A 26,098-nucleotide genomic window follows, 5' to 3' on the forward strand; every position below is an offset into this window, starting at 1 on the left:
GCGACGAGTAAAAACAGGGCGTGTCAGTCTAAAGGACGGATACGCCCTCTTGCTCAAGCATGTCGACTAAATCAATCAAGGGTAATCCGACCAAGGTGTTGGGGTCCTTGCCTTCTAAGCGCTCAAACAGCGCAATACCTAACCCTTCACTTTTAAAGCTCCCTGCGCAATAAAAGGGCTGCTCTTTATCGACATAGCGTTCAATTTGCTGCTCGGTCAGCGTGCGAAAATGCACGGTAAACGTATCGACCCGGGTGTGCAGCGCTTGGGTGGCACTGTTGAATAAGGCAACGCCTGTGTAAAAACAGATCGCACGGCCGCTTTGCCGACGCAGTTGTTCAATGGCGCGCTCACGTGTATGGGGCTTACCAACAATTTCGCCGTCAATAACACACACTTGATCGCTACCGATGACAAGGCTCGGCTGCGATAGTGAACAGCCTTGCGCTTTACCCATTGCGAGACGTTCCACTAACGCTTGAGGCGATTCGTTTCTCAGTGGTGTTTCGTCACAGTCTGGTGCGATGGCGCTAAACGTGAGACCGAGTTTTTCCAACAATAGTTGACGGTAAGGAGAGGTGGACGCTAAGACGAGTGGGTAAGAGTGCATTTTAAATCATCAGTGTTTTGTTTGATTTAGGTGAGCTTAAAGGATCTTTTTGCTAAGATCATTGCTCTGGTGGAGCAAAGGAAAAAAAGTCCAACTTTTTCTCCTTTTCCTTTGACTCAAAATGAATTGGAAGATAGAATTCGCGCCCTATGCAAAAGGTAAAAATACCGCGAACGGTTGATCCCGCAAGAGCAGCTCAAAAGCGTCTTGATTATGATGGTATCATTCAAGAAAGTCTTTTTAAGCGCTTAAGCGAATCGGTCGAAGGCGTTAAACGCGACGCTCAAGTGTCATTGTCATTTGAGTTGGATGAACAGCGACTTGTTGTTATCTCTGGTAAAGCTAACATCGAAGTCGATTTAGAGTGTCAACGCTGTAATGAGGTTTTCGCACATGAGTGCGAAGTCGAATTCACTTACACGCCATACTATAGCGAGAAGAGTGAAGAAGACGCACCGGAAGAGTACGATTTGGTAGATCTGAACGAGTACGGTGAAGTCGACCTAATACAGTTAGTTGAAGACGAGTTCATTCTCAACTTGCCTCAAGTAGCAATGCATGATGAAGCGGATTGTAGCGTTGATTCAGATAACATGGTGTTTGGTGACCTTCCAGAAGAGGTAGTGGAAGAGAAGCCGAATCCATTCGATGTTTTGAAAAGCTTAAAGCGTTAACTTTTTAGTAAGCAAGACACTTTAAGAACTAACATAGGAGTAGGGTCAATGGCCGTACAAAAAAACCGTAAAACACGTTCTAAGCGTGGTATGCGTCGTTCACACGATGCCCTAACTACAGCTGCACTTTCTGTTGACGCAACTTCAGGTGAAACTCACCTACGTCACAACGTGACTGCTGAAGGTTACTACCGCGGCAAGAAGGTTATCAACAAGTAAGGTTGACCTTTGCAAAATATAACCGTTGCACTTGATGCAATGGGCGGGGATTTCGGTCCTCGCGTTACAGTGCCTGCCGCCGTGCAGGCACTGTCGCATTTCCCAGAGCTAAAAGTGATCATCTTGGGTGATCAGCACATGATCACAACCCAACTCTCCCAACTTGGTGTTCAGTCCAACGCACGGTTACGCGTTGTGCACAGTGACCGAGTCATTTCTAACTCAGAAAAACCTTCTCTAGCGCTGCGCAATAGTGCGAACACGTCCATGGCGATGGCAATCGATGCGGTATCCAACGCTGAAGCGGATGCGTGTGTCAGCGGTGGCAACACCGGCGCGTTAATGGCATTGTCACGCTTCAAGCTTAAGCTTTTACCTGGTATTGAACGTCCTGCGTTAATTTCCGCGTTGCCAACGGCATCCGGCGGTAAAACCTGGATGTTGGATTTAGGTGCTAATGTCTCGAGTGACGCCGATTCGCTGTTTCAATTTGCGGTGATGGGCAGTGCGTTAGTCGAACAATACTTGGGTAAACCGCCACGAGTCGCTATTCTCAATATCGGCGCTGAAGAGATCAAAGGTAATGATCTCGTTAAACGCTGCGCTGAAATGCTTTCTCAGACTCAGTCGGTCAATTTTGTCGGCTATATTGAAGGCAACCAATTGTTACGCGATGCCGCTGATGTCGTCGTTTGTGATGGTTTTGTGGGTAATATCTGCCTCAAAACCTGTGAAGGGACAGCGCAACTCTTTATCGATAAGTTGAAATCACACATGATGGCCTCATCTATAAAGGGTTGGATTGCAAGAAAATTATTTTCTGGCTTATTTAATGAGCTAAAAACCCTGAACCCCGACCAGTATAACGGCGCAAGTTTGCTAGGATTGCGCGGCATTGTCATAAAAAGCCATGGAAGTGCTGATGTAGACGCGGTCATCAATGCCATTGGTGAAGCACTACACGAGGTCAAACGACAAGTACCAAGCCGTATTAGTGATCGTTTGGAAACGGTTCTGTTCGATCAGCAACCCCAAGAGAGGCATTACTAGTCTTCATGTATAGCAAAATTTTAGGTACTGGCAGCTACCTGCCATCTCAGGTGCGTTCAAACGCAGACTTAGAGAAAATGGTAGATACAAGTGATGAGTGGATTGTTGCTCGCACGGGTATTAAAGAGCGTCGTATTGCTGCGGAAAATGAAACCGTCGCAGATATGGGTTACCAAGCGGCGAAAAATGCTATCGAGATGGCAGGCATTGACAAGAACGACATCGACATGATTCTTGTCGCGACCACCAGTGGTTCACATGCATTTCCATCAGCGGCGTGTCAGGTGCAAGCCTTGCTTGGCATTAAACACTGCCCAGCGTTTGACATGGCTGCGGCGTGTTCCGGCTTTGTTTACGCACTGTCGGTGGCCGATCAGTACATCAAAACCGGTCATTGCAAACACATCTTGGTGATCGGCGCTGATGCGTTATCAAAAACCTGTGACCCGAGTGATCGCTCGACCGTGATCTTGTTTGGTGATGCCGCTGGTGCGGTTATCGTAGGCGCGAGTGATGAGCCGGGTATTTTGTCGACCACCATTAATGCCGACGGTCGCTTTGGCGATCTACTGAGCTTGAAATACCCTAATCGCCGTGAAGAAATCAGCAGTGACTTTGAGCACAGTGATGACATCAATAGCTGGTTGCACATGGCGGGTAATGAAGTCTTCAAAGTGGCGGTGACTCAGTTGTCTCGCCTCGTGACAGAAACTCTCAAGCAAAACGGCATGGATAAAACCGAGCTGGATTGGTTGGTGCCACATCAGGCGAACCTTCGCATTATTTCTGCGACCGCGAAGAAGTTGGCGATGTCGATGGATCAAGTCGTGGTTACACTGGATAGGCACGGTAACACCTCTGCGGCGACAGTACCGACTGCACTTGATGAAGCCGTACGTGATGGGCGTATTCAGCGTGGGCAAACCTTGCTGCTTGAAGCCTTTGGCGGTGGCTTCACATGGGGTTCAGCCCTAGTGAAGTTTTAATCACGCAAGAATTCAAATTGAAGATGCCGCAGTGGCATCTTTTCTTTCTGACAGCAGAAAGAGCAACCGAATCAAGTCTTAAAAGAAATTGAGTTAAGGAAAAGAGTATGAGCAAGTTTGCTATCGTATTTCCAGGTCAAGGATCGCAAGCCGTTGGCATGTTGGCTGAACTTGGCGAGCAATACCCAGTAGTGAAAGCGACGTTTGCTGAGGCTTCAGAAGCACTCGGTTACGATCTTTGGGCGTTGGTGCAAGACGGGCCAGTGGAAGATCTTAACCAGACATTTCGCACCCAGCCTGCGCTGCTAGCGTCTTCGGTTGCGGTATGGCGTGTGTGGCAAGAGCTAGGACAAGAGCTGCCAGCCAACCTAGCGGGTCACAGCTTAGGTGAGTACTCTGCACTTGTGTGTGCAGGTGTGATTGATTTCCAGCAGGCGATCAAGCTGGTTGAATTGCGCGGCCGCTTAATGCAAGAAGCGGTACCAGCGGGCACGGGCGCTATGTATGCAATTATCGGTCTTGACGATGCCGCGATTGCTCAAGCGTGTGAAGACGCAGCGCAAGGCGAGGTTGTCTCTCCTGTTAACTTTAACTCGCCAGGTCAAGTTGTTATCGCCGGCAGTAAAGCGGCGGTGGAGCGTGCGGGCGCCTTGTGTAAAGAAGCGGGCGCAAAGCGTGCGTTGCCTTTACCTGTCTCTGTGCCTTCTCACTGCGCTCTGATGAAGCCTGCGGCGGATAAACTGGCGGTTGCACTAGAAGAGATCGAGTTCAACACGCCGTCTTTACCCGTCATCAACAACGTGGATGTCGTGGCAGAGACCGATCCTGCGAAAATCAAAGAAGCACTGGTGCGTCAGCTTTACAGCCCGGTGCGTTGGACGGAAAGTGTTCAGCTCATGAGCGAGCAAGGCGTCGAATCACTGTTAGAATTTGGCCCAGGTAAAGTATTGACTGGCTTGACGAAACGTATTGTAAAAACGCTTAGCGGCGCAGCCGTTAACGATGTCGCTTCACTCGAAGCAGCTAAGTCATAAGCGACTCAAAGGAAACAACAAACATGATGAATCTTGAAGGTAAAATCGCACTGGTTACCGGTGCTAGCCGTGGTATCGGCCGTGCTATCGCTGAACTATTGGTTGAGCGTGGTGCGACAGTGATCGGTACTGCAACCTCTGAAGGCGGTGCGGCAGCGATCAGCGAATACCTAGGTGACAAAGGTAAAGGACTCGCGTTAAACGTCACAGACGTGAACTCCATCGAGTCAACCCTGAAAACCATTAATGACGAGTTTGGCGCGATTGACATCCTAGTGAATAACGCGGGTATCACACGTGACAACTTGCTGATGCGTATGAAAGATGATGAGTGGAATGACATCATCGATACCAACCTCACGCCGATTTTCCGTATGTCAAAAGCGGTATTGCGCGGCATGATGAAAAAGCGTCATGGCCGTATCATCAACGTAGGTTCTGTGGTTGGCACTATGGGTAACGCAGGTCAGGCTAACTACGCGGCAGCGAAAGCGGGCGTGATTGGTTTTACTAAATCAATGGCACGTGAAGTTGCGTCTCGCGGCATCACAGTGAACACCGTGGCACCTGGCTTTATTGAGACAGACATGACCAAAGCATTGAACGACGATCAGCGTGCGGCAACACTATCGAACGTCCCAGCGGGTCGTCTTGGTGACCCACGTGAGATTGCGTCTGCAGTGGTATTTCTGGCGTCCCCAGAAGCGGGATACATCACCGGCGAAACTTTGCACGTAAATGGCGGGATGTACATGGTTTAAATTGAGCTTTAGCAAGTGAAAGTGAACTTTTACATCAAATATCACTCGAAACTTTGCTGAATCTTCAATTTGTACCCAATGTCGCCAAATTGGCTATTTAATGTCATAAAAATAGCCTATAGTCAGTGTTTATTGGCAGCGAAGTGCACAAGATTTGTGCATGATTTAAGTCAAAAATGTATTGAATTTCGGTTAAAATCGCTAAAATTGTGGTTTGACCAGCAAGGTCCCACTTGCAACTTTCAATAGTTCGAATAAACTACGGAATCATCGCATTGAGCGAAATCTGTAAAGGAAAAGAAAAAATGAGCAACATCGAAGAACGCGTAAAGAAAATCATTGTTGAACAGCTAGGTGTAGACGAAACAGAAGTGAAAAACGAAGCTTCTTTCGTTGATGACCTAGGTGCCGATTCTCTAGACACTGTTGAACTAGTAATGGCTCTAGAAGAAGAATTCGACACTGAGATTCCAGACGAAGAAGCTGAGAAGATCACTACTGTTCAAGCTGCAATCGACTACGTAAACAGCGCTCAGTAAACCCCTCTCTCAGGCGGCCAACTGGCCGCCTGTGTTTTATCAACTCTTCTATACCTCCCATAGAATCATTTCAAACCCGGAGAATAAAATCGTGTCCAAGCGTCGTGTTGTTGTCACTGGCATGGGTATGTTGTCACCGGTAGGCAACACTGTAGAATCCTCTTGGAAAGCCCTGCTAGCTGGTCAAAGTGGTATCGTCAATATCGAGCACTTTGATACTGAAAATTTCTCAACTCGTTTTGCAGGCCTAGTCAAAGATTTTGATTGCACAGAATACATGTCAAAGAAAGATGCACGTAAGATGGATTTGTTCATCCAGTACGGTATCGCAGCAGGTATTCAAGCTCTTGATGACTCTGGCTTAGAAATTAACGAAGAAAACGCCGCACGAGTGGGCGTCGCTATCGGTTCAGGCATTGGTGGCCTTGACTTGATTGAAGCGGGTCACTCAGCATTGGTTGAGAAAGGTCCACGTAAAGTGAGTCCGTTCTTCGTCCCATCGACCATTGTTAACATGGTGGCGGGTAACTTATCGATTATGCGTGGTCTACGTGGTCCAAATATTGCGATCTCGACGGCGTGTACAACTGGTTTGCACAACATCGGCCATGCAGCGCGTATGATCGCGTATGGCGATTGCGAAGCGATGGTGGCGGGTGGCTCAGAAAAAGCGTCAACCCCACTTGGTATGGCAGGTTTTGGTGCAGCGAAAGCACTGTCTACTCGTAATGATGCGCCTCAAAAAGCCTCTCGCCCTTGGGACAAAGACCGTGACGGTTTTGTTCTTGGTGATGGCGCGGGCATGATGGTGCTAGAAGAGTACGAACACGCGAAAGCGCGTGGCGCGAAAATTTACGCTGAAGTGGTTGGCTTTGGTATGTCAGGTGACGCTTACCACATGACCTCGCCAAGTGAAGATGGCTCAGGCGGTGCATTGGCAATGGAAGCGGCCATGCGTGATGCAGGTGTCGAAGGCACACAAGTTGGCTACGTGAACGCACACGGTACATCGACGCCAGCAGGCGACGTCGCGGAAGTGAAAGGCATTCGCCGTGCACTGGGTGAAGCGGGCGCGAAACAAGTTAAAGTGTCATCAACCAAGTCGATGACAGGACACTTGTTGGGTGCTGCGGGCTCAGTAGAAGCGATCATCACCGTGCTCTCTTTGCGCGATCAAATTGTGCCGCCGACGATCAACCTTGATAACCCGGAAGAAGGGTTAGAGGATATCGATCTTGTGCCACACACTGCGAAAGAGGTATCGATGGATTACGCGATATGTAACTCATTCGGCTTTGGTGGTACCAACGGCTCTTTGGTGTTCAAAAAGATCTAAACCGTGCTACGTGTAGTCGGGTGATTTGTGTTAAAACGGCTTAATGCTTCGGTATTAAGCCGTTTTGTTTTCTAAGGTGGACGGATGTTTTGGGTCAACGGACAAAGAGCGGACTCAATCGCGCTAAGTGATCGATCGTTTCAATATGGTGATGGCTGCTTTACGACCATACTAACTCGCCATGGTCAGATTGAGGAATGGTCAGCCCATGTGACGAGAATGGAAGCGTGCTTGCGTTTGCTGGGTATTGAGTTTCCAGATTGGCAGCAAGTACGACAATGGCTAGAAACCGCGTCATTGCCTGCAGCGAAAGCCGGTCTCAAGCTGCATGTCAGCCGAGGAGAAGGTGGGCGCGGATATAGCCCTGCGCACGTCACGACACCCAATGTTACTATTAGCCACTTTCCATTTCCCGCCCATTATGAACAATGGCAACAGAATGGCGTAGCACTTGGCGTGTGCGAGCGGCGTTTAGGCCACAACCCACTCCTTGCCGGTCACAAACACAACAACCGACTTGAGCAAGTGTTGCTCAAACAAGAGTTAGACGAGCAAGGCTATGCAGATGGCTTGGCACTCGACATTGATGGCTTCGTGATAGAAACCACGATGGCGAACCTGTTTTGGTGTCGCGAAGACACGCTATTTACCCCCGACCTTACTCTTGCGGGGGTCGCGGGGACAATGAGAGAGCGCGTGCTTCAATGCGCATTGACAATGGGATTGCACATTGAAGTGGGGCAATTCACGCTCTGCGATATTGAACAGGCCGACGAGGTCTTCATCTGCAACGCCTTGTTAGGTGTCGCACCGGTCAGCGCTATTTCGCACAAAATGTTCACCATTGGACCACAAACTCGACGATTTCAGGAGAACCTTTCCTCGTGATTAAGAAAATCACCTATTTATTGATTGCTATATTGTTGATTGCTTTTGCGGGTTACCGCTACATCACTAACCAAGTGAATGAGTACGTCAATCAACCCCTATCGATGACACAAGAACGCATTTTTACCCTTAAAACCGGTACCAGCTTTCAGCGAGTGTTAAGTGACCTTACTCAGAGCGACCTTATCGAACCGAGCGATTTAACGCCGCTGGTTCGACGCTTTTATCCCGAGCTTACTCAAGTAAAAGCGGGCACCTATCTGTTGGAACCTGGCCTGACGCTACGTCAAGCGTTGCTGCTTTTTAAGTCGGGTAAAGAGCACCAGTTTTCGATCACCTTTGTTGAAGGGTCGACGTTCAAAGAGTGGCGTGAAGCGCTGTCTCAAGCGCCGCATCTGACGCATGATACGACAGAGATGACGGAAGCGGAGATTGCCCAAGCGCTAGAGCTCGATGTGGAGAAGTTAGAAGGCATGTTCTTAGCCGAAACCTACCACTATACCTTCGGAGCGTCAGAGTTGGATATTCTTGAGCGAGCATCACGTAAGCTCACTCAGGTGCTCGATTATCACTGGGCAGAACGTCAGCGTGATTTACCATTGAAATCGTCGTATGAAGCCCTCATTCTTGCTTCTATCATTGAAAAAGAGACATCAGTGGAAGAAGAGCGAGAGCGAGTCGCGTCAGTGTTTGTTAATCGCCTCAACAAAGGTATGCGTTTGCAAACCGATCCGACGGTTATCTATGGTATGGGCGACAGCTACGACGGCAACATACGTAAGAAAGACCTTCGTACGCCCACGCCTTACAACACCTACGTCATTTTTGGTCTGCCACCTACGCCGATCGCGATGCCGGGTGAAGCCTCAATTGCAGCGGCGACCAACCCTGAGAATGGGGATTACTACTACTTTGTCGCCAGTGGAACCGGCGGTCATGTGTTTTCAAAAACATTGGCTGAGCACAACCGCGCGGTCCGAGCCTATTTAAAACAGTTAAGAAGTAAACAATGACACAAGCAAAATTTATTGTTATCGAAGGATTAGAAGGCGCGGGTAAAAGCACCGCGATTCAAGCCGTATTGACCACGTTACAAGCGGCGGGCATCACTTCGATTCAACAAACTCGCGAACCCGGTGGCACCACGTTGGCTGAAAAGTTACGTGACTTGGTCAAGCAAGAGCATGAGGGGGAAGTGCTGCAAGACATGACGGAGCTGCTGTTGATGTATGCCGCGCGTGTCCAACTGGTGGAAAATGTCATCAAACCGGCCTTGGCAAAAGGTGAGTGGGTGGTGGGCGATCGTCATGATATGTCCTCGCAAGCCTATCAGGGTGGCGGCCGACAGATTGCCGCTCAGACGATGTCGGCACTCAAACAGACGACACTAGGCGACTTTAAGCCCGACTTGACCTTGTACTTAGACATCGACCCACGAGTAGGTCTTGAGCGAGCGCGTGGTCGGGGTGAACTCGACAGAATTGAAAAAATGGACATGAGCTTTTTCGATCGTACTCGCGCACGCTATCTTGAGATCGCGCGCCATGATGCATCGGTTCTGATCATCAACGCTGAGCAATCCATAGATCAAGTGGCTGCTGATATCTCTGCGGCGTTGAAAGGCTGGCTAGAGGCTCAGACTGAGCAAGGCGTCGCCTAGTATGAACGAGCTGTACCCTTGGTTAACGCCGCTTTGGGCGGAGTGGAAATCGAGCCTCGAACACCAGCGTTTTGCCAACGCCTCGATGTTGATTGCACAGAGTGGCATGGGGGCAGAGCAGTTGGTGGACAGACTCTCAAGAGCAGTGATGTGCCAACACGACCACTCTGAGCCGTGTGGGTTTTGTCATGGTTGCCAGTTGATGCAATCGCAAAGCCATCCCGATTTTCATCGAGTGGTGCCTGAAAAAGAGGGCAAAGCGATCACGGTTGAACAGGTGCGGCAGTGCAACCGGTTAGCGCAAGAATCGTCCCAACTTGGTGGCTATCGACTGTTTGTGATTGAACCGGCTGAGGCAATGAACACGTCCGCCTCGAACGCTTTGCTCAAAACCTTGGAAGAGCCAGGGGAAAACTGTCTGTTCCTGTTGGTGACGCACCGTCAGAATCATCTGCTTGCCACCATCACCAGTCGTTGCCAGCAATGGTATCTCAATACGCCGAATGCCACCGACGTCGCAGAGTGGTTGTCATATCACACACAAAAGGCGGTGCCAGCCTTTGCCGCCCATATTCATGCGAACTCACCGCTCGATACGTTGGCGTTTATTGAGCAGGGGGGGGAAGCTCAGTATCAGCAGCTAGAGTCTGCCTTATTCGCGTTTTTGGTCAGCCAAGACGATGGGGTGAAGCTTGCGAAGGAATTGGCGAAAGCGCCTGATGAGTCTTTACCCTGGTTATGGACCTTGCTGACCGACGCACAAAAAGTTCATTTTTCAGTGAGGGATGAGGCGATGACGCCTGGTTGTCAGCGTTTAGCAGAGACAGTGTCTTACGCGCAGCTCTACCAACATACACAATCACTGACTAAACTTATTAATCAACTGAGTGACCACCCAGGGCTCAACGCAGAGTTACTGATCATGAGTTGGTTGTTCTCATTAAAAGAGGAATTATGTTCGTAGATTCGCACTGTCATCTGGATAAGCTTGATTACCAAGAGCGACATAATGATGTGGCTGATGTCATAAAGAAAGCCAACGCTGCTAACGTCACCGAGTTGCTTTCGGTAGGGGTAACGCTTGATTCGTTTCCCGATATGTTGGCTATGATCGAGCCTTATGACAACGTACACGCGTCGTGTGGGGTTCATCCATTAGACGTCGAAAGTGACTTTGCCCTTGATCGCTTACATGAATACGCTCGTCATCCGAAAGTGGTCGCGATTGGTGAAACGGGGCTGGATTATCACTATCAGCCGGAAACCGCTGATCTGCAAAAACTGCGCTTTGAGCAGCAGGTTGAACTCGCGGTCAATGTGAATAAGCCGCTGATCATCCATACACGCAACGCACGAGAAGATACTCTGGCTATTTTAAGAGCAGGGCATGCAGAGAAATGCGGTGGTGTCATACACTGTTTTACGGAAGATCTTACCTTTGCTAAGCAAGCGATGGAGTTAGGCTTTTACATTTCCATCTCTGGTATCGTGACGTTTCGACAAGCAACGGAGTTGAAAGACGTGGTTAAAGCGTTGCCACTTGATCGCTTGTTGATTGAGACCGATTCACCCTATTTGGCACCGGTTCCTCATCGTGGCCAACAGAATGAACCTGCCTATGTGGTTGAAGTGGCGGCATACATCGCGAAGCTTAAGTCATGCGGCCTGCATGAGGTGGCCACAGCCACAACGACGAACTTCAAAAAACTTTTTTTAAGATAGAAATTAATAGCGGTATAAAAAAGGGGCGCTCGCCCTTTTTTTTTGTTACAAGCGTCACGTATCTGACTCATCAAACCAGTGTTCACCAAATCTGTTGAAGATGCGAGCCAAAATTTGTTCAAATGTAATTTTGTTACATAAAATAACAATCTATTCTATTTTATTTACGCCACAAAATTAATGTTGTGCAATAAAAAGTTCATATTTTTCATGGGGATAAGTTGGTATAAGGGCCTTGTTTAGCGCTTCGTTATTGTGATCTATCTAGTAGTTTGAAACTTATTTTCGTAACGCGCTAGAAAGTTTGTTCACCATCAAGATATATTTAGAGGCAGAAAATATACTGTCATATGTGGTTACATTTTCTTTGGGTGCTAACATTTAAGGCTGCGGGGGTGTGCCGTTAGTGCCCGATAATTCTTATAACTTTTCAGGAGCATAAACATGTTTAAGAATCTTTTTGCTAACCTGCAAAAAGTAGGTAAATCACTGATGCTACCAGTATCAGTATTGCCTGTTGCAGGTATCCTACTTGGTGTTGGTGCTGCCAACCTTGGTTTCATTCCAGAGATTGTATCAAACCTAATGGAACAAGCGGGTGGTTCAGTATTTGGCCAGATGGCACTGCTATTTGCAGTGGGTGTCGCTCTAGGCTTCACTAACAACGACGGTGTAGCGGGTCTTGCTGCTATCGTTGGTTACGGCATCATGACGGCAACACTAAGCGTTATGGCTGGCGTGATGGGCGTTGAGAAAATCGATACGGGTGTTCTCGGTGGTATCCTAGTCGGTGGTGTGGCTGCGTGGGCGTTTAACCGCTTCTTCCGCATTCAACTGCCTGAGTACCTTGGCTTCTTCGCTGGTAAGCGTGCTGTGCCAATCATCACTGGTTTTGCAGCTATCGCACTGGGTATCGCACTGTCTATCATCTGGCCACCAATTGGTTCAGCGATCGGTGCGTTCTCTCACTGGGCTGCAGAGCAAAACCCACAACTTGCCTTCGGTATCTACGGTATCGTTGAGCGTTCATTGATCCCATTCGGTCTACACCACGTGTGGAACGTACCTTTCTTCTTCGAAGCAGGTCAATGTGTGAACGCAGCAGGTCAAACTCAAAACGGCGTACTGACATGTTACCTAGTAGCAGATGAAGCGTCTCGCGCAGCAGGTAATGGCTTCGGTCAGCTTGCAGGTGGCTACATGTTCAAGATGTTCGGTCTACCAGCAGCGGCTATCGCGATTGCACACTCTGCTAAGCCAGAGAACCGCGTTAAAGTTATGGGTATCATGGCGTCAGCAGCGTTGACTTCATTCCTAACAGGTATTACTGAGCCAATCGAATTCTCATTCCTATTCGTTGCGCCACTACTTTACGGAATCCACGCTCTACTTGCTGGTTCTGCATACGTTGTTGCTAACACTATCGGCTTCGTACACGGTACATCATTCTCTCACGGCTTGATCGACTTCCTAGTACTTTCTGGCAACGCTCAGAAGATGGGTATCATGATCGCGACTGGTCTTGTTTACGCAGCAATCTACTACGTAGTATTCCGCGCAGTGATCAAAGCGATGGACCTAAAAACTCCTGGTCGTGAAGACGAAACTCAAGCTGAAGCGGCGGCGTCTGGTTCAGACATGGCTGGTGAGCTTGTTGCAGCGTTCGGCGGTAAAGCAAACATTACAGGTCTTGACGCGTGTATCACTCGTCTACGTGTTGCGGTTGCGGACACAGAAGTGGTTGACCAAGACAAACTTAAGAAATTGGGTGCAGCAGGCGTTGTAGTCGTCGCAGGTGGTGTTCAAGCTATCTTCGGTACTAAGTCTGACAACCTTAAAACAGATATGGATGAGTGGATTCGTAACAACGGATAATCCCTACCCTCATCGATAGATAGAAAAATGCCAGTCAAGTGACTGGCATTTTTTATGGCTTAGCGTTACTAAATGTGCACGGCTGACACTCAGAAACGCCAATCGATCCCCAATGAAATTTTCGCATCTTCGCTGCGCTTTTTCGGGCCTAGGACTTCGGTCTCAATATTGTGATAGCGGCCTTCCACAAAGATATTGATGTTCTGACCATTCACATACGCTTGCATACCTTGAACCCACATCAAATCGACAAAGTTGAGGTCATCAATACCATCGACAGCTTGTCCAGCCATCGCTTGAATGACGGTGTAGTGGGTGTCATTCCAAGGCTGCAAGGCGTAAAGGTTGACCGATGCTAAGTGGGCATCTTTCGCCCCCACAGAGTGCAGCACAGATTGAATCTCATCAACGCTACCGCCACTGTTTTTGGCGATGCGGCCTGCCGCTTTATTGAGGTCGACATCCACATAAGTGTAATTCACTGAAGGGAAAAACTTTGTGGTGCCGTTGGCGGCTTCCAGAGGCAGCATGTAGCCTGCGGTGTAGGAGTCTGCCAGCTTAGTGCCATACAAGTCGATATAAACCCCGCCCACACGACTGTCAAAATGCGCCATGCGTGCACGCATGTTATCTGTATCCGTAAAGTATTCACCAAAGAGCACGGTTTGAGTTTTGCCTTCTGGTCCCGCATCGTAAAGGTTGGCAGCGCCATAGCCGGCAAACAGCTTTAGCTCACCGCTGTCTGTATTGACCATAGTACCAATGCGAGATTGGGTATTTCGTGGATCGAACGCGTGCAACTCATCCGAGTCCGCAGCAAAAATTGGGCTAGAAGCGAGGGCCAGAGCCACTGCACAAATCGTGGTGTTTTTCATCGTTATACCTTTTTCGTTGTTGTGCGCCAGCGAAGGGAGAGGGCGCTTACGACGTATCCTAATGAGATCAAAAAATGAGAAACATAGAGAGGGGGTTATTAAACACATAACAATCGAAGATGTATGTCTTGATTGAAATGTGATGTTCTCCGTGACGTTAGCAAGAGGTATGGAAATTGTTGCGATTTACTGGAAGGTATATCAAGTTTCAGCGCTCATAGTGGAGAGGCTAGGAATAGATGAGTCAAAGGATTGCTTTCATTTATCTCTACCGGTTATGAGTAAGTTTGCTGGCAGTTATTCAAATATGTTGACCAAGTTCGTCTAATTTCCCTTACTGCCATTTTGAATCAACTCGCTATAGTAAAAGCAAGGTTTTTACAGTGAACGAGAATAACGAAGGTGAATTATGGGCAAGCTAGTTGAAGGCGTGTGGCACGATGTGTGGTACGACACTAAATCAAACGGCGGTCAATTTGTGCGCGAAGACGCCGGGTTTCGTGATTGGGTCGTCAATAAAGAGGGCGCGCGTTTTGCGCCGGAATCCGGGCGCTATCATCTTTATGTCTCGCTCGCGTGTCCTTGGGCTCACCGAACTCTAATTTTTCGCCGCCTAAAAGGGCTGGAGCCTCATATTGATGTCACTGTGGTCTGCCCAGATATGATGAGTGAAGGCTGGCAAATGGGGCTGCCTGAGCCGCTGTTTGGTCATACGCGATTGCACCAAATCTACACTCAGGCTAAGTCCGACTACACAGGGCGCGTTACGGTGCCTGTCTTGTGGGATAAAAAGCACAACACCATTGTCAGCAATGAGTCGTCAGAAATCATCCGTATGTTTAATCATGCGTTCAACGACTTGACGGGCAATACCCTCGATTACTATCCAGACCATCTCCACGAAGTGATTGATGAGTGGAACGATTTTATCTACCCCAACGTCAATAATGGTGTCTACCGCTGCGGTTTTGCGACGACGCAAGAAGCGTACGAAGAAGCATACGATAAGCTGTTCTCTGCGTTGGATAAGCTTGATACTCATCTCGCGAGTCATCGCTACCTAGCGGGCGGTCAGGTAACGGAGGCCGATTGGCGTTTGTTTACCACCTTGATTCGTTTTGATGCTGTGTATGTGGGCCACTTTAAATGCAATAAGCAGCGTATTGAAGATTACCCGAACTTGCACGGTTATCTAAAAGAGTTGTACCAAGTGGAAGGGGTCAAAGAGACCACAGATTTTTATCATATTAAGCGCCATTACTATTTCAGTCACACCGGGATCAACCCCACACAAGTGGTACCTAAAGGACCAGAATTAGACCTCGATTCTCCCCACGGACGAGAGGCCATCAGCGCTTAACTTAATCCCCCGCACTTCGCGGGGTTTTTTATGCCCTATCACAGAATTATCTGCGTTAGTTCCTACACTTAACATTGAACAGTTAGCAAGTGGGAGGGCGTATGGAGTTACAACATCTCGTCAGCGATGAGCAGCTCTTTTGGCATCTTTTGATTGCGTTGATGCTTGGGGCGATTGTTGGGACACAGCGTGGCTGGGTGATGCGCAATAATGCGGAAGGCACGCGCGTTGCAGGGATCCGAACCTTCTCTCTCGTAGCGGTACTCGGCGCGCTGGTCACGATTTTAGCCAAAGTCTATTCCCCTTTACTGCTTGGTTTTGCTTTTGTCGCCTTGGTGATTCTTGCTTGTGTGGCGTTTGTCGCGCAGCAAAAAAACAGCACCAGCATCAGTATTACCGGTGTGGTCAGCTTGCTGATGACCTTTGTTCTCGGCGCGCTCACGGTCTCGGGGTACGCTGTCTTGGCTGCGTCAGCGGCGGTGATTACGGCAGTGGTGCTTGATAACAAACGCGAACTGCACCAAGCGCTGCAACGTCTACAAGAGTACGAATTGGACGCGGCACTGCGGCTATTGATGATCTCCATCGTCTTATTGCCCTTGCTGCCCAATCAAACCTTTGGGCCTTGGAATGCGCTCAATCCATATGAAATTTGGTGGATGGTGGTGTTGATCGCAAGCATCTCTTTTGTGGGCTATTTTGCGATCAAAATTGGCGGTACCAAACGGGGTATCTTGTTCACTTCGCTATTTGCTGGATTGAGCTCATCGACGGCGCTAACATTGCAATTTTCTCATCTATCACGGGAACAGCCGCATTTGAGCGGTTTACTCGCGACGGGCATATTAGTCAGTTGTGGCACCATGTTTCCGCGTTTACTGATTGTGCTAAGCGTGATTAACCCCTTACTGGTCGAGCAAATCGCTTACCCAGCGTTAGTGACGATGGCAGCACTCTATCTGCCCGCATGGTGGATTTGGCGCCGCTGTCATATCGAGCCTGTCGAACCCAATAGCAAGCAAAGTAACCCACTTGCGTTGCAATCGGCCTTGCTGTTTGGTTTGGTGCTCGCGGGGATCATTTTACTTTCGCATGCCTTGACTGAGTGGTTTGGTGAATCGGGTGTGCTGATCCTGGCGGGGATCTCTGGCATGACAGATGTCGATGCAATTTCTCTCGCGCTGGGCAGACAAAGCGTGACCATATTAAGCGTAGAGGTGGCATCGCTGGCGATCTTAATTGCGGCGTCGGTGAATACGTTAGTAAAAATGTTGATGGTGGCCATCATTGGTGGCCGGGCGCTATGGCACAAATTGGTGCCGGTTATGAGCTGCGCCGTTATGCTCGGCGCCGTAATGTATGGCTTGCAATAATAGGGAAATAGAAAAGCCCTCCAGTAGTCGGAGGGCTTAAAAGAGTCACGCAAGAGCCGTGTTTACTTCTGCTCTTGGTCGGCCTGAATCGCAGTCAGTGCGATGGTGTAGACGATGTCATCAACCAAGGCACCACGAGATAGGTCGTTCACCGGCTTGCGCATACCTTGAAGCATTGGACCGATAGAAACAAGGTCAGCACTACGCTGTACCGCTTTGTACGTCGTGTTACCTGTGTTTAAGTCTGGGAAGACAAATACCGTCGCTTTACCTGCAACAGGTGAGTTCGGTGCTTTAGACGCTGCCACATTCTCCATGATCGCCGCGTCGTACTGTAGCGGACCGTCAATCACAAGATCAGGACGTTTCTCCTTAGCAATGCGTGTTGCTTCACGCACTTTATCGACGTCTGCACCTTTACCAGACTCACCGGTAGAGTAAGAGATCATCGCAACGCGAGGATCAATACCAAAGGCCGCTGCAGAGTCGGCAGATTGAATTGCGATTTCCGCCAATTGTTCCGCCGTTGGATCTGGGTTGATCGCACAGTCACCGTAAACCAGTACTTGGTCTGGAAGTAGCATGAAGAACACAGATGAAACGATAGACGCATTCGGCGCAGTCTTAATGATTTGGAACGGAGGAACGATGGTGTTCGCCGTAGTGTGAACCGCACCTGAAACTAGGCCATCGACTTCGTTGTTTTCTAGCATCATGGTGCCAAGGAATACGGAGTCTTCCAGCTTCTCACGTGCAACCACTTCAGTCATGCCTTTTGCACCACGAAGCTCAACTAGACGAGCAACGTAGTTTTCACGGATAGCGTCTGAGTCGATGATCTGTACACCAGCGCCAAGCTCAACACCTTGCTGCTCTGCAACGCGGCGGATTTCAGCGGGGTTACCTAGCAGCACACACTCAGCAATGCCGCGTTCTGCACAGATGGCCGCCGCTTTCACTGTACGTGGTTCGTCGCCTTCTGGAAGTACGATACGCTTGCCTGCTTTACGCGCCAGTTCAGTCAACTGGTAACGGAACGCTGGTGGACTTAGGCGACGTGATTTTTGCGTGCCTTCAGTCATAGACTCAATCCAGTTACCGTCGATGTGGCCAGCAACGTGTTCATTGATGAACTCGATACGCTCTTTATCATCTGCGGGAACTTCGATGCTGAAGCTTTGCAGGTTCAATGAGGTTTGCCACGTGTTACCTTGTGCTTTAAAGATAGGTAGACCCGTGTCAAACGCTGGCTGACACAGACCTGCGATTTCCTTAGGAATGTCGTAGCCGCCGGTCAGCAAAATAGCACCGATGTCGACGCCGTTCATTGCCGCCAGTGATGCGGCAACGATAACGTCAGGACGGTCTGCTGAAGTCACAAGCAGTGAACCCGGTTTGAAGTGTTCGATCATGTTTGGCAAAGAGCGCGCACAGAAAGTGATGCTCTTAATGCGGCGAGTGTTGATGTCACCGGCGTTAATGATGTCTGCTTTTAGGTGCTCTGCCATGTCGATAGCGCGTGTCGCGATGAGATCGATGCTCCAAGGCACACAACCTAGTACACGGATAGGAGAAGTGTTGAAGATCTCCATCACTTTTAGCTCGCTTTGCTTCGCGCTGTCGGCGTCATCAAAGATCTCAGACAGATCAGGGCGAGTACGACCCGCTTCGTCAACCGGTGCGTTGAGCTTGTTGATGATCACGCCAGAGATGTTTTTGTTCTTAGTGCCACCAAAGTTTGAACACGCAACTTCAATACGCTCTTTCAGTTGCGCAGGGTTATCGGTACCCGGTGTGGCGACAAGCACGATTTCTGCGCCCAATGTGGCCGCGATTTCCGCGTTCACTTGGTTGGCAAATGGGTGCTTACGCGTTGGCACAAGACCTTCGATCAGGGTTACGTCTGCATCTTTGTTGATCTGGTTGTAACGTTCAACGACGGTTTCTAGCAACTCGTCCATGTTGTCGTTACCGATCAAGCTTTCCGCGACAGACATCGGCATTGGCTGGCCGATTTTCACATCGCTGTTACGGCCCACAATCGTCGAGGTGAGATCCGGTTGATCGCCACCGCTACGAGGTTGACAGATTGGCTTGTAGAAAGAAACTTTAACGCCTTTACGCTCCATAGCGCGAAGAACACCCATACTCACGCTGGTCAGACCGACGCCAGCACTGGTAGGGATAAGCATAATAGTACGAGACATTCGTAGAGTACCTTTAGCTATTAGGGGGAGTTAAGCACAGTGACATAAACGATAGAGAGGGAGAATGCCAGTTGTGCCCCTTGGTCATCACAGTTAGCTGTAATTGACCGACTTCAGTTAGAAAACCGGCTAGCACTTGGCTAGCCGGTGAATCTGATTAAAGACCTGCAAGGCGAGCAGTGTCTTCGGCAATGACAAGCTCTTCGTTGGTCGAAATCACCATTGCTGGGATGCGGCTGTCTGCAGTTGTGATGGTGCCTTCACCGCCAAAACGTGCTTTCAGGTTTGCTTCACCATCTACTTCGATACCGAATACGCCTAGACGGTTCAATACCATCTCACGGATTGGGCCAGAGTTTTCACCGATACCGCCAGTAAAGACGATCGCGTCTAGACGGCCTTCCAGTGTCGCAGTGTAACCCGCTACGTATTTCGCTAGGCGGTGACAGAATACGTCCATCGCACGCGTTGCTTCTTCTTTTTGACCGTAGTTGTCTTCAACGAAACGACAGTCAGACGTCACTTCAGTTAGACCTTGTAGGCCAGACTCTTTAGTTAGCATGGTGTTGATTTGCTCAACAGAGTAACCTAGTGCGTCGTGTAGGTGGAAGATGATAGCAGGGTCGATATCACCACAGCGTGTACCCATCACCAAACCTTCAAGCGGTGTCAGACCCATGGAGGTGTCTACTGATTTACCGTTCTTGATTGCACACACAGATGCGCCGTTACCTAGGTGACAGTTGATGATGTTCAACTCGTCAGCCGGTTTACCTAGACGCTCAGCTGCTTCGCGAGCGATGAATAGGTGTGATGTGCCGTGCATGCCGTAGCGACGGATACCGTGCTCTTTGTACAGGTTGTATGGCAGTGCGTATAGGTACGCTTCTTCGGGCATAGACTGGTGGAAAGCCGTATCAAATACCGCAGACATTGGTAGGCCAGGGAACGCTTTTTGAGCCGCTTTAATACCAATGATCGCTGCTGGGTTGTGAAGAGGTGCCAACGTTGCACAGTCTTCGATACCTTTCAGTACGTCGTCAGTGATAAGCGCAGATTGCGTGAATTTCTCGCCGCCGTGTACCACACGGTGACCGATCGCTTTCAGTTGCTGTGCAAGTTCTGGCTTAGAAGCAAGAATAGTTTCAACGATGAAAGAAAGAGCTTCATCGTGCGCAGCGCCTTCACCAAGTTGTGCTTCGTGTTTGCCATCTAGCTTCCATTTGATACGCGCTTCTGGAAGATGAAGACATTCAGCAAGACCGGTTAGGTGCTCGTCGCCGTTTGCTGCATCAACAATAGCGAACTTAAGAGAAGAACTACCGCAGTTTAAAACTAAAACTAGCTTTGACATGAGTGGCTACCTGTAATAATCAGTTAGGATAAAAATTAATCACAAGAATAGACGATACGAGGTTCGCTGCGTACTAATCTTGGTCAAAAAAACGTCGAATTCCGTATAAAGAGACAGTAACGTCTCCCGAACGTTACCATTGCATCCTTGCAGATAGGTCCCATAGAGTTGCGTAAATTGTAAATAACAGCAACAATGAGATTGTGGGTCCGCGAAGGATAACGATAATAGAGAATAATAACAAAAAATTTTGAAAGAATATTAACTTTTATCAATTTTTTACTTAGAAAGTTTAATTCTTCAACTAAATTTTAATTTGGTCGCCTAAACCAGTGAGAGAGTCGTATGAGTAATAAAGTCGGTTTGATTCATAGCCTACGTGACGGTCAAAAATACATGGAAATCTGGCCGATGCGCAAAGAGCTTAACATGCTGTTTCCAGAGCAACGCATCATTAAGGCGACTCGGTTTGGTGTGAAGGTCATGCCTGCGATTGCAGCCATCAGTGTGCTGACTCAAATGGCGTTCAACAACTATCAGGCTATGCCGCAGGCGGTGATCATCGCCTTGTTTGCCATCAGTATGCCCATTCAAGGCATGTGGTGGCTCGGCAATCGTTCGAACACTGTACTTCCTCCTGCGTTGGCCGGCTGGTATCGAGAAATCCATCAGAAAATTGTCGACAGTGGAGGCGCGCTAGAGCCGATGAAATCTCGTCCGCGTTATAAAGAGTTGGCGCGTCTACTTAACCGAGCGTTTAAACAGCTAGATCGTGCGTCATTAGAGCGCTGGTTTTAAGCGTTCTCGGATTGATCCTTACGGCTTGGTCAGAGCCAATTCTTAGAATCAATAGAATAAAGAAAGCGCTTGTGTTTCGGCACAAGCGCTTTTGTTTGTTGTTGCTGTTAAAGCTTAGTTGAACATCGCGATCGCTTGTTCTGGAACGACGTACTCAAGGTCAAAGCTTTCCGCCACTTCTTGGCAAGTTACTTTACCGTGAATAACGTTCAATCCTTCCAGGAAGCCTTTGTCTTCGAGTAGCGCTTGGCGATAGCCTTTATTGGCCAGTTTGACAATGTAAGGCAAGGTCGCGTTGTTAAGAGCGAAGGTTGACGTGCGCGCAACCGCACCCGGCATGTTCGCCACACAGTAGTGGACAACGTCATCGACAATGTAGGTCGGATCGGCGTGCGTGGTCGCGTGAGAGGTTTCAAAACAGCCGCCTTGGTCGATAGCAACATCCACTACCGCCGCGCCTGGTTTCATCTTGGCGATGTGCTCTTTAGTGACCAACTTCGGCGCCGCAGCACCTGGGATCAATACCGCGCCGATGACCAAATCCGCTTCAAGTACGTGTTTTTCAATCGCGTCTTTGGTTGAGTAGACGACTTTCGCACGGCCTTGGAACTCTTCGTCCAAGCGGCGCAAAGTGTCGACATTTCGGTCAAGGATAGTCACATCTGCGCGCAGACCAACGGCCATACGTGCCGCGTTTGCACCGACCACACCACCACCGATGACCACCACTTTTGCAGGTTCAACACCCGGTACGCCACCTAGCAGCAAACCACGTCCGCCGTGCGATTTTTCCAAGGTTTGCGCACCGGCTTGGATAGACATTCGACCCGCAACCTCAGACATTGGCGCTAATAGTGGCAAGCGACCCATATTATCTGTTACAGTCTCGTAGGCTATACAGACGGCTTTGCTCTTGATTAGCTCTTCAGTTTGTGGAAAATCTGGTGCGAGGTGTAAATAAGTAAATAAAATTTGCCCTTCGCGGAGCATGGCTCGCTCGACAGCTTGAGGTTCTTTAACCTTTACAATCATCTCTGCCTTCGCAAATACGTCGGCAGCAGTAGGAAGAATGGATGCGCCTACAGCGATGTAATCATCGTCTGAAAAATCGATGCCTGCGCCGGCATTGGTTTCAACAAACACTTGGTGGCCTTGTGAGACTAACTCGCGGACGCTGGCTGGGATCATGCCCACACGGTATTCGTGGTTTTTAATTTCCTTTGGTACGCCAATGATCATCCTGACTCCTTATCGATAAATGGTTGTATCAACTGTACTTAGGGTAATTCTGTCGAATTAATGCCTAGTATAGTTAGGATGTAATAAAATTTGATACCGTATATTAAGAAGTTGTAGTATAAATTTTTGCAAGGAAGTAATAAGGTGGAATAAAAAATGGCAGACAACAATAAGAAGCCGTCCAAGGATCTAGACCGTATCGATCGCAATATTCTGAATGAGTTGCAAAAAGATGGTCGAATTTCGAATGTAGAATTGTCTAAACGAGTCGGTCTTTCGCCCACTCCGTGTTTAGAGCGTGTAAGACGCTTAGAGCGTCAGGGATACATCACTGGGTACACAGCGTTGCTCAACCCTCAGTACCTAGACGCGTCTCTATTGGTGTTTGTGGAGATCACGCTAAACCGTGGTGCTCCAGACGTGTTTGAACAGTTTAATGCAGCCGTACAGAAGCTTGACGACATCCAAGAGTGTCATCTTGTTTCTGGTGATTTCGACTATCTTTTGAAAACACGTGTTTCGGATATGAGTGCTTATCGTAAACTGCTAGGGGATACACTACTTCGTCTACCCGGTGTTAATGACACACGTACTTACGTGGTTATGGAAGAAGTGAAACAAACCAATCAATTGGTGATCAAAACTCGTTAATCCCTAAGCCTAGTATGGGAATGACTATGCAGGGCGAAGGCGAGACAAAGTGAGAATCCCTTTCGATATTCTGACTTTTCATAATTGGGTTTTGTAGGCCGATGTGGTTAAATCAATAGTCCGTGCAGCTTGGCTGTTCGGGCTATTTTTTTCAGTATGTTAGAGTGGTTATGTTCCGAGAAACCAAAAACAAAGTCGAAACCATCGTCGACACTGGGGACCATCGTCAAAAGACGCGCCTTTCCGGTTCCGAGCGTTTACAAGAATGCAGCCTAATCGTGGTTTTCCTCGCCGCTATTTTACTGTCTGTTGCTCTGCTGACCTTCAGCGCGGCCGATCCATCATGGTCGCAAACCGCCTGGGGTATGGAGATTGAAAATGCCGGTGGTATTGTCGGGGCTTGGCTCGCGGACACACTGTTTTTTACGTTTGGCTCACTGGCGTACACTATTCCAGTGGTCATCGCAATGACCGCATGGGTTCTGTTTCGTAAACGAGGCGAAGATGAGCCGCTCGATTTTATGCTTTGGGGCACACGCTTACTCGGCTTAACTATATTGATTCTCACCAGTTGCGGTCTTGCCGACATCAACTTCGACGATATCTGGTACTTTTCATCGGGCGGCGTTATCGGTGATGTGCTGACCAGTCTCGCTCTGCCGACACTCAACGTGCTAGGCACCACGCTAGTGCTGCTGTTTTTGTGGGGCGCGGGTTTTACGCTGTTGACCGGGATTTCTTGGCTAACGATCGTGGATTGGATTGGCGAGCAGGCGATTGGTGCCATCACTTGGGTGATCAATAAGCTGCGCGGTGAGAAGGATCAGGTGTTTGCGCCGACCTTGACCGAACCGGATGCGACGCAACCTGACTCATTAGAGCATGAGCCGCGAGAAGGTATGAACACGTCGCCTGCCATCCAAGCGGATTCAGAGCGTGAGGAGCCAGTCAGCGAGGTAGTATCTCCTCAGTCCGCGACACGTCGCTACAATATTCATATGCCGGACAATAGTGCCACTCAAGCGTCCACCTCTGCGCCAGAGACGCCGCTTTATCACTACGACGAGCAAGAGGATGACGAGCAGAGTAACCTGCGTGTTAAGCAGCTTGGTGCCACTATAGAAGAGCTCGATGCGGCGGCCAATAGCGCCAACGATTACGCCCCTGAACCGATTTTGACTCAAGCGTCCAGCGAGTTGCAGTCGCAAGAGCGCGAGCAAGAGCTTACTCCGCCTTGGCAAGACGAGCCCGCTTTTCACGATCGTGATGATTCGCCACTCCCTGATATTGAAGAGGATGAGCAACCTCGTATCTCCAGCTTTGATGTGGTCGAAGACGACCCTGAGCCAAGCTTTACGCCACAAGAACCCGTCGAAGTGTTTATTTATGAACAGGGCGGCTCAACAGATGATGACGAGGGCGACGTCGATGTAGCACAAGACGAAGATGCGGCCGCGCTGCAAAACTTAGTTGCGGAAGCGCAAGCCAAAGTGGTCGCGTCTCAGAACCCGTTTTTGGTTCAGCAAGATCAAAACTTGCCGAAACCGACCGAGCCTATGCCAACGCTCGAGCTTTTGTACCACCCAGAGAAGCGAGAAAACTTTATTGATCGCGATGCGTTAGAGGAGATAGCTCGTCTGGTGGAATCTAAGTTAGCGGACTATAAAATCACCGCCTCGGTGGTGGATATATTCCCAGGACCGGTGATTACTCGTTTTGAATTGGATTTGGCACCAGGGGTGAAAGTAAGCCGCATCTCAAGTTTATCGATGGACTTAGCACGCTCACTCTCAGCGATGGCGGTGCGAGTGGTGGAGGTGATCCCTGGTAAGCCTTATGTTGGCCTTGAACTGCCGAATATGAGTCGCCAGACGGTCTATTTCTCCGACGTGGTCGGCAGCCAAGCGTTTGTTAACGCTAAATCACCGACGACCGTCGTCCTTGGTCAAGATATTGCGGGCGAAGCCGTGGTGGCGGACCTGTCGAAAATGCCTCACGTGTTGGTGGCGGGTACCACAGGCTCAGGTAAATCGGTCGGGGTGAACGTCATGATCTTGAGTATCCTCTATAAAGCGACCCCAGAAGATGTCCGCTTTATCATGATTGACCCGAAAATGCTTGAGCTGTCAGTGTATGAAGGGATTCCTCACTTGTTGTCTGAAGTGGTGACCGACATGAAGGATGCGTCCAATGCATTGCGTTGGTGTGTTGGCGAGATGGAGCGGCGTTATAAGTTGATGTCTGCACTGGGCGTTAGGAACATCAAAGGATTCAACGACAAGCTGAAAATGGCGGCAGATGCGGGCCACCCAATCCACGATCCGCTCTGGCAACCGGGTGACAGTATGGATGAGCATCCACCGCTGCTCGAAAAGCTGCCTTATATCGTAGTGATCGTGGATGAATTTGCCGATCTGATGATGGTGGTCGGGAAGAAAGTCGAAGAGTTGATCGCGCGTTTAGCACAAAAAGCGCGCGCCGCGGGTATCCACCTCATTTTGGCGACGCAGCGCCCTTCAGTAGACGTTATTACCGGTTTGATCAAAGCGAACATTCCTACGCGGGTTGCATTTACCGTTTCAACCAAAACGGACTCTCGAACCATTCTCGATCAAGGGGGGGCAGAGTCACTGCTGGGTATGGGTGATATGTTGTATCTTCCTTCCGGATCGAGTCACACCATTCGCGTCCATGGGGCATTTGCTTCAGATGACGATGTGCATGCGGTGGTCAACAACTGGAAGGCACGCGGCAAGCCAAACTATATTGATGAGATCACCAACGGAGACCAAGGGCCAGAAGCGTTGCTACCGGGCGAGAAGCCCGAAGGTGATGAAGAGATGGACCCTCTGTTTGATCAAGTGGTCGAGCACGTAGTGCAATCTCG

24 protein-coding genes are annotated in these 26,098 nt (G+C 49.2%); 19 read left to right on the forward strand and 5 right to left on the reverse strand.

From position 1 onward, the window contains the following. Positions 1-28: 28 nt before the first annotated feature. The gene (locus AC6R0L_RS18280; RefSeq protein ID WP_500630069.1) at positions 29-610 is read right to left on the reverse strand and encodes a Maf family protein; all 582 of its coding nucleotides are present in this window, start codon (positions 608-610) and stop codon (positions 29-31) included. Positions 611-759: 149 nt separating this feature from the next. Here AC6R0L_RS18280 and yceD point away from each other — a divergent pair, with 149 nt between their 5' ends. The 14 genes from yceD (at position 760) to ptsG (ending at position 13,354) form a co-directional block, all read left to right on the forward strand. Then, entirely contained in the window at positions 760-1,284 is a 525-nt protein-coding gene (gene yceD, locus AC6R0L_RS18285) for a 23S rRNA accumulation protein YceD (RefSeq protein WP_334552537.1), read from the forward strand. A 48-nt stretch (positions 1,285-1,332) separates the two neighbouring features. After that, complete coding sequence (gene rpmF / locus AC6R0L_RS18290) at positions 1,333-1,503, forward strand: 50S ribosomal protein L32 (protein ID WP_014232495.1); 171 nt, start codon at positions 1,333-1,335, stop codon at positions 1,501-1,503. Positions 1,504-1,512: 9 nt separating this feature from the next. Next, complete coding sequence (gene plsX / locus AC6R0L_RS18295) at positions 1,513-2,553, forward strand: phosphate acyltransferase PlsX (RefSeq protein ID WP_334552536.1); 1,041 nt, start codon at positions 1,513-1,515, stop codon at positions 2,551-2,553. Positions 2,554-2,558: 5 nt separating this feature from the next. Next, positions 2,559-3,539, forward strand: coding sequence for a beta-ketoacyl-ACP synthase III (locus AC6R0L_RS18300; protein WP_334552535.1), 981 nt, complete (start codon positions 2,559-2,561; stop codon positions 3,537-3,539). 107 nt (positions 3,540-3,646) lie between these two features. Further along, positions 3,647-4,573 (forward strand): ACP S-malonyltransferase, encoded by a 927-nt coding sequence (gene fabD / locus AC6R0L_RS18305; RefSeq protein ID WP_487901115.1) that lies wholly within the window; start codon positions 3,647-3,649, stop codon positions 4,571-4,573. A 26-nt stretch (positions 4,574-4,599) separates the two neighbouring features. Further along, the gene (gene fabG / locus AC6R0L_RS18310) at positions 4,600-5,334 is read left to right on the forward strand and encodes a 3-oxoacyl-ACP reductase FabG (protein WP_500626164.1); all 735 of its coding nucleotides are present in this window, start codon (positions 4,600-4,602) and stop codon (positions 5,332-5,334) included. Positions 5,335-5,639: 305 nt separating this feature from the next. Further along, entirely contained in the window at positions 5,640-5,873 is a 234-nt protein-coding gene (gene acpP, locus AC6R0L_RS18315) for an acyl carrier protein (RefSeq protein WP_498017902.1), read from the forward strand. A gap of 91 nt (positions 5,874-5,964) precedes the next feature. Beyond that, the gene (fabF, locus tag AC6R0L_RS18320) at positions 5,965-7,209 is read left to right on the forward strand and encodes a beta-ketoacyl-ACP synthase II (RefSeq protein ID WP_500630070.1); all 1,245 of its coding nucleotides are present in this window, start codon (positions 5,965-5,967) and stop codon (positions 7,207-7,209) included. 84 nt (positions 7,210-7,293) lie between these two features. Then, positions 7,294-8,097, forward strand: a complete 804-nt coding sequence (pabC, locus tag AC6R0L_RS18325; RefSeq protein WP_500630071.1) for an aminodeoxychorismate lyase — start codon at positions 7,294-7,296, stop codon at positions 8,095-8,097. Beyond that, complete coding sequence (gene mltG / locus AC6R0L_RS18330) at positions 8,094-9,110, forward strand: endolytic transglycosylase MltG (protein WP_334552531.1); 1,017 nt, start codon at positions 8,094-8,096, stop codon at positions 9,108-9,110. Before pabC ends, mltG begins: the two co-directional genes overlap by 4 nt. Continuing rightward, positions 9,107-9,757 carry a dTMP kinase gene (gene tmk / locus AC6R0L_RS18335; protein ID WP_500630072.1) on the forward strand — a complete coding sequence of 217 codons (651 nt, stop codon included), beginning with the start codon at positions 9,107-9,109 and terminating at the stop codon, positions 9,755-9,757. Before mltG ends, tmk begins: the two co-directional genes overlap by 4 nt. Position 9,758: 1 nt before the next feature. Next, positions 9,759-10,721, forward strand: a complete 963-nt coding sequence (gene holB / locus AC6R0L_RS18340) for a DNA polymerase III subunit delta' (protein ID WP_500630073.1) — start codon at positions 9,759-9,761, stop codon at positions 10,719-10,721. Continuing rightward, complete coding sequence (locus tag AC6R0L_RS18345) at positions 10,712-11,479, forward strand: TatD family hydrolase (protein WP_487901119.1); 768 nt, start codon at positions 10,712-10,714, stop codon at positions 11,477-11,479. Before holB ends, AC6R0L_RS18345 begins: the two co-directional genes overlap by 10 nt. A 444-nt stretch (positions 11,480-11,923) precedes the next feature. Next, entirely contained in the window at positions 11,924-13,354 is a 1,431-nt protein-coding gene (gene ptsG / locus AC6R0L_RS18350; RefSeq protein WP_500630074.1) for a PTS glucose transporter subunit IIBC, read from the forward strand. Positions 13,355-13,443: 89 nt separating this feature from the next. On the opposite strand, the gene AC6R0L_RS18355 is transcribed toward ptsG, so the two are convergent. Beyond that, the gene (locus AC6R0L_RS18355; RefSeq protein ID WP_487901121.1) at positions 13,444-14,229 is read right to left on the reverse strand and encodes a hypothetical protein; all 786 of its coding nucleotides are present in this window, start codon (positions 14,227-14,229) and stop codon (positions 13,444-13,446) included. Positions 14,230-14,638: 409 nt separating this feature from the next. Between AC6R0L_RS18355 and AC6R0L_RS18360 the strand changes: the two genes are divergently transcribed. Both AC6R0L_RS18360 and AC6R0L_RS18365 read left to right on the forward strand, forming a co-directional pair. Beyond that, on the forward strand, positions 14,639-15,589 hold the full coding sequence (locus AC6R0L_RS18360; RefSeq protein ID WP_500630075.1) for a glutathione S-transferase family protein: 951 nt from the start codon (positions 14,639-14,641) through the stop codon (positions 15,587-15,589). A gap of 101 nt (positions 15,590-15,690) precedes the next feature. Then, positions 15,691-16,962, forward strand: coding sequence for an MgtC/SapB family protein (locus tag AC6R0L_RS18365; RefSeq protein ID WP_500630076.1), 1,272 nt, complete (start codon positions 15,691-15,693; stop codon positions 16,960-16,962). A gap of 62 nt (positions 16,963-17,024) precedes the next feature. Here AC6R0L_RS18365 and pta read toward each other — a convergent pair whose 3' ends face one another. Continuing rightward, positions 17,025-19,169: a phosphate acetyltransferase gene (gene pta / locus AC6R0L_RS18370; RefSeq protein ID WP_487901124.1), complete on the reverse strand. Its 2,145-nt coding sequence runs from the start codon at positions 19,167-19,169 to the stop codon at positions 17,025-17,027. Positions 19,170-19,326: 157 nt separating this feature from the next. Continuing rightward, positions 19,327-20,523: an acetate kinase gene (locus tag AC6R0L_RS18375; protein ID WP_334552522.1), complete on the reverse strand. Its 1,197-nt coding sequence runs from the start codon at positions 20,521-20,523 to the stop codon at positions 19,327-19,329. A 345-nt stretch (positions 20,524-20,868) separates the two neighbouring features. Here AC6R0L_RS18375 and yfbV point away from each other — a divergent pair, with 345 nt between their 5' ends. After that, positions 20,869-21,321 carry a terminus macrodomain insulation protein YfbV gene (gene yfbV / locus AC6R0L_RS18380; protein WP_500626114.1) on the forward strand — a complete coding sequence of 151 codons (453 nt, stop codon included), beginning with the start codon at positions 20,869-20,871 and terminating at the stop codon, positions 21,319-21,321. 114 nt (positions 21,322-21,435) lie between these two features. Here the strand turns inward: yfbV and ald are convergent, their stop codons facing one another. Further along, positions 21,436-22,560: an alanine dehydrogenase gene (gene ald, locus AC6R0L_RS18385; protein WP_500630077.1), complete on the reverse strand. Its 1,125-nt coding sequence runs from the start codon at positions 22,558-22,560 to the stop codon at positions 21,436-21,438. Positions 22,561-22,716: 156 nt separating this feature from the next. Between ald and lrp the strand changes: the two genes are divergently transcribed. Further along, on the forward strand, positions 22,717-23,211 hold the full coding sequence (gene lrp, locus AC6R0L_RS18390) for a leucine-responsive transcriptional regulator Lrp (RefSeq protein ID WP_284190498.1): 495 nt from the start codon (positions 22,717-22,719) through the stop codon (positions 23,209-23,211). Between the two features lie 170 nt (positions 23,212-23,381). Next, the coding region (locus AC6R0L_RS18395; protein WP_500630078.1) for a DNA translocase FtsK at positions 23,382-26,098 on the forward strand (2,717 nt) is incomplete at its 3' end.

Source organism: Vibrio sp. R15-SG3-ISO1A (genome assembly GCF_059833955.1).

Coding starts and splice junctions, on each gene's coding strand:
- AC6R0L_RS18280 (WP_500630069.1), bottom strand. CDS start 610: ATGCACTCTTACCCACTCGTCTTAGCGTCCACCTCTCCTTACCGTCAA.
- yceD (WP_334552537.1), top strand. CDS start 760: ATGCAAAAGGTAAAAATACCGCGAACGGTTGATCCCGCAAGAGCAGCT.
- rpmF (WP_014232495.1), top strand. CDS start 1,333: ATGGCCGTACAAAAAAACCGTAAAACACGTTCTAAGCGTGGTATGCGT.
- AC6R0L_RS18300 (WP_334552535.1), top strand. CDS start 2,559: ATGTATAGCAAAATTTTAGGTACTGGCAGCTACCTGCCATCTCAGGTG.
- fabD (WP_487901115.1), top strand. CDS start 3,647: ATGAGCAAGTTTGCTATCGTATTTCCAGGTCAAGGATCGCAAGCCGTT.
- fabG (WP_500626164.1), top strand. CDS start 4,600: ATGAATCTTGAAGGTAAAATCGCACTGGTTACCGGTGCTAGCCGTGGT.
- acpP (WP_498017902.1), top strand. CDS start 5,640: ATGAGCAACATCGAAGAACGCGTAAAGAAAATCATTGTTGAACAGCTA.
- pabC (WP_500630071.1), top strand. CDS start 7,294: ATGTTTTGGGTCAACGGACAAAGAGCGGACTCAATCGCGCTAAGTGAT.
- tmk (WP_500630072.1), top strand. CDS start 9,107: ATGACACAAGCAAAATTTATTGTTATCGAAGGATTAGAAGGCGCGGGT.
- holB (WP_500630073.1), top strand. CDS start 9,759: ATGAACGAGCTGTACCCTTGGTTAACGCCGCTTTGGGCGGAGTGGAAA.
- AC6R0L_RS18345 (WP_487901119.1), top strand. CDS start 10,712: ATGTTCGTAGATTCGCACTGTCATCTGGATAAGCTTGATTACCAAGAG.
- ptsG (WP_500630074.1), top strand. CDS start 11,924: ATGTTTAAGAATCTTTTTGCTAACCTGCAAAAAGTAGGTAAATCACTG.
- AC6R0L_RS18355 (WP_487901121.1), bottom strand. CDS start 14,229: ATGAAAAACACCACGATTTGTGCAGTGGCTCTGGCCCTCGCTTCTAGC.
- AC6R0L_RS18360 (WP_500630075.1), top strand. CDS start 14,639: ATGGGCAAGCTAGTTGAAGGCGTGTGGCACGATGTGTGGTACGACACT.
- AC6R0L_RS18365 (WP_500630076.1), top strand. CDS start 15,691: ATGGAGTTACAACATCTCGTCAGCGATGAGCAGCTCTTTTGGCATCTT.
- pta (WP_487901124.1), bottom strand. CDS start 19,169: ATGTCTCGTACTATTATGCTTATCCCTACCAGTGCTGGCGTCGGTCTG.
- AC6R0L_RS18375 (WP_334552522.1), bottom strand. CDS start 20,523: ATGTCAAAGCTAGTTTTAGTTTTAAACTGCGGTAGTTCTTCTCTTAAG.
- yfbV (WP_500626114.1), top strand. CDS start 20,869: ATGAGTAATAAAGTCGGTTTGATTCATAGCCTACGTGACGGTCAAAAA.
- ald (WP_500630077.1), bottom strand. CDS start 22,560: ATGATCATTGGCGTACCAAAGGAAATTAAAAACCACGAATACCGTGTG.
- lrp (WP_284190498.1), top strand. CDS start 22,717: ATGGCAGACAACAATAAGAAGCCGTCCAAGGATCTAGACCGTATCGAT.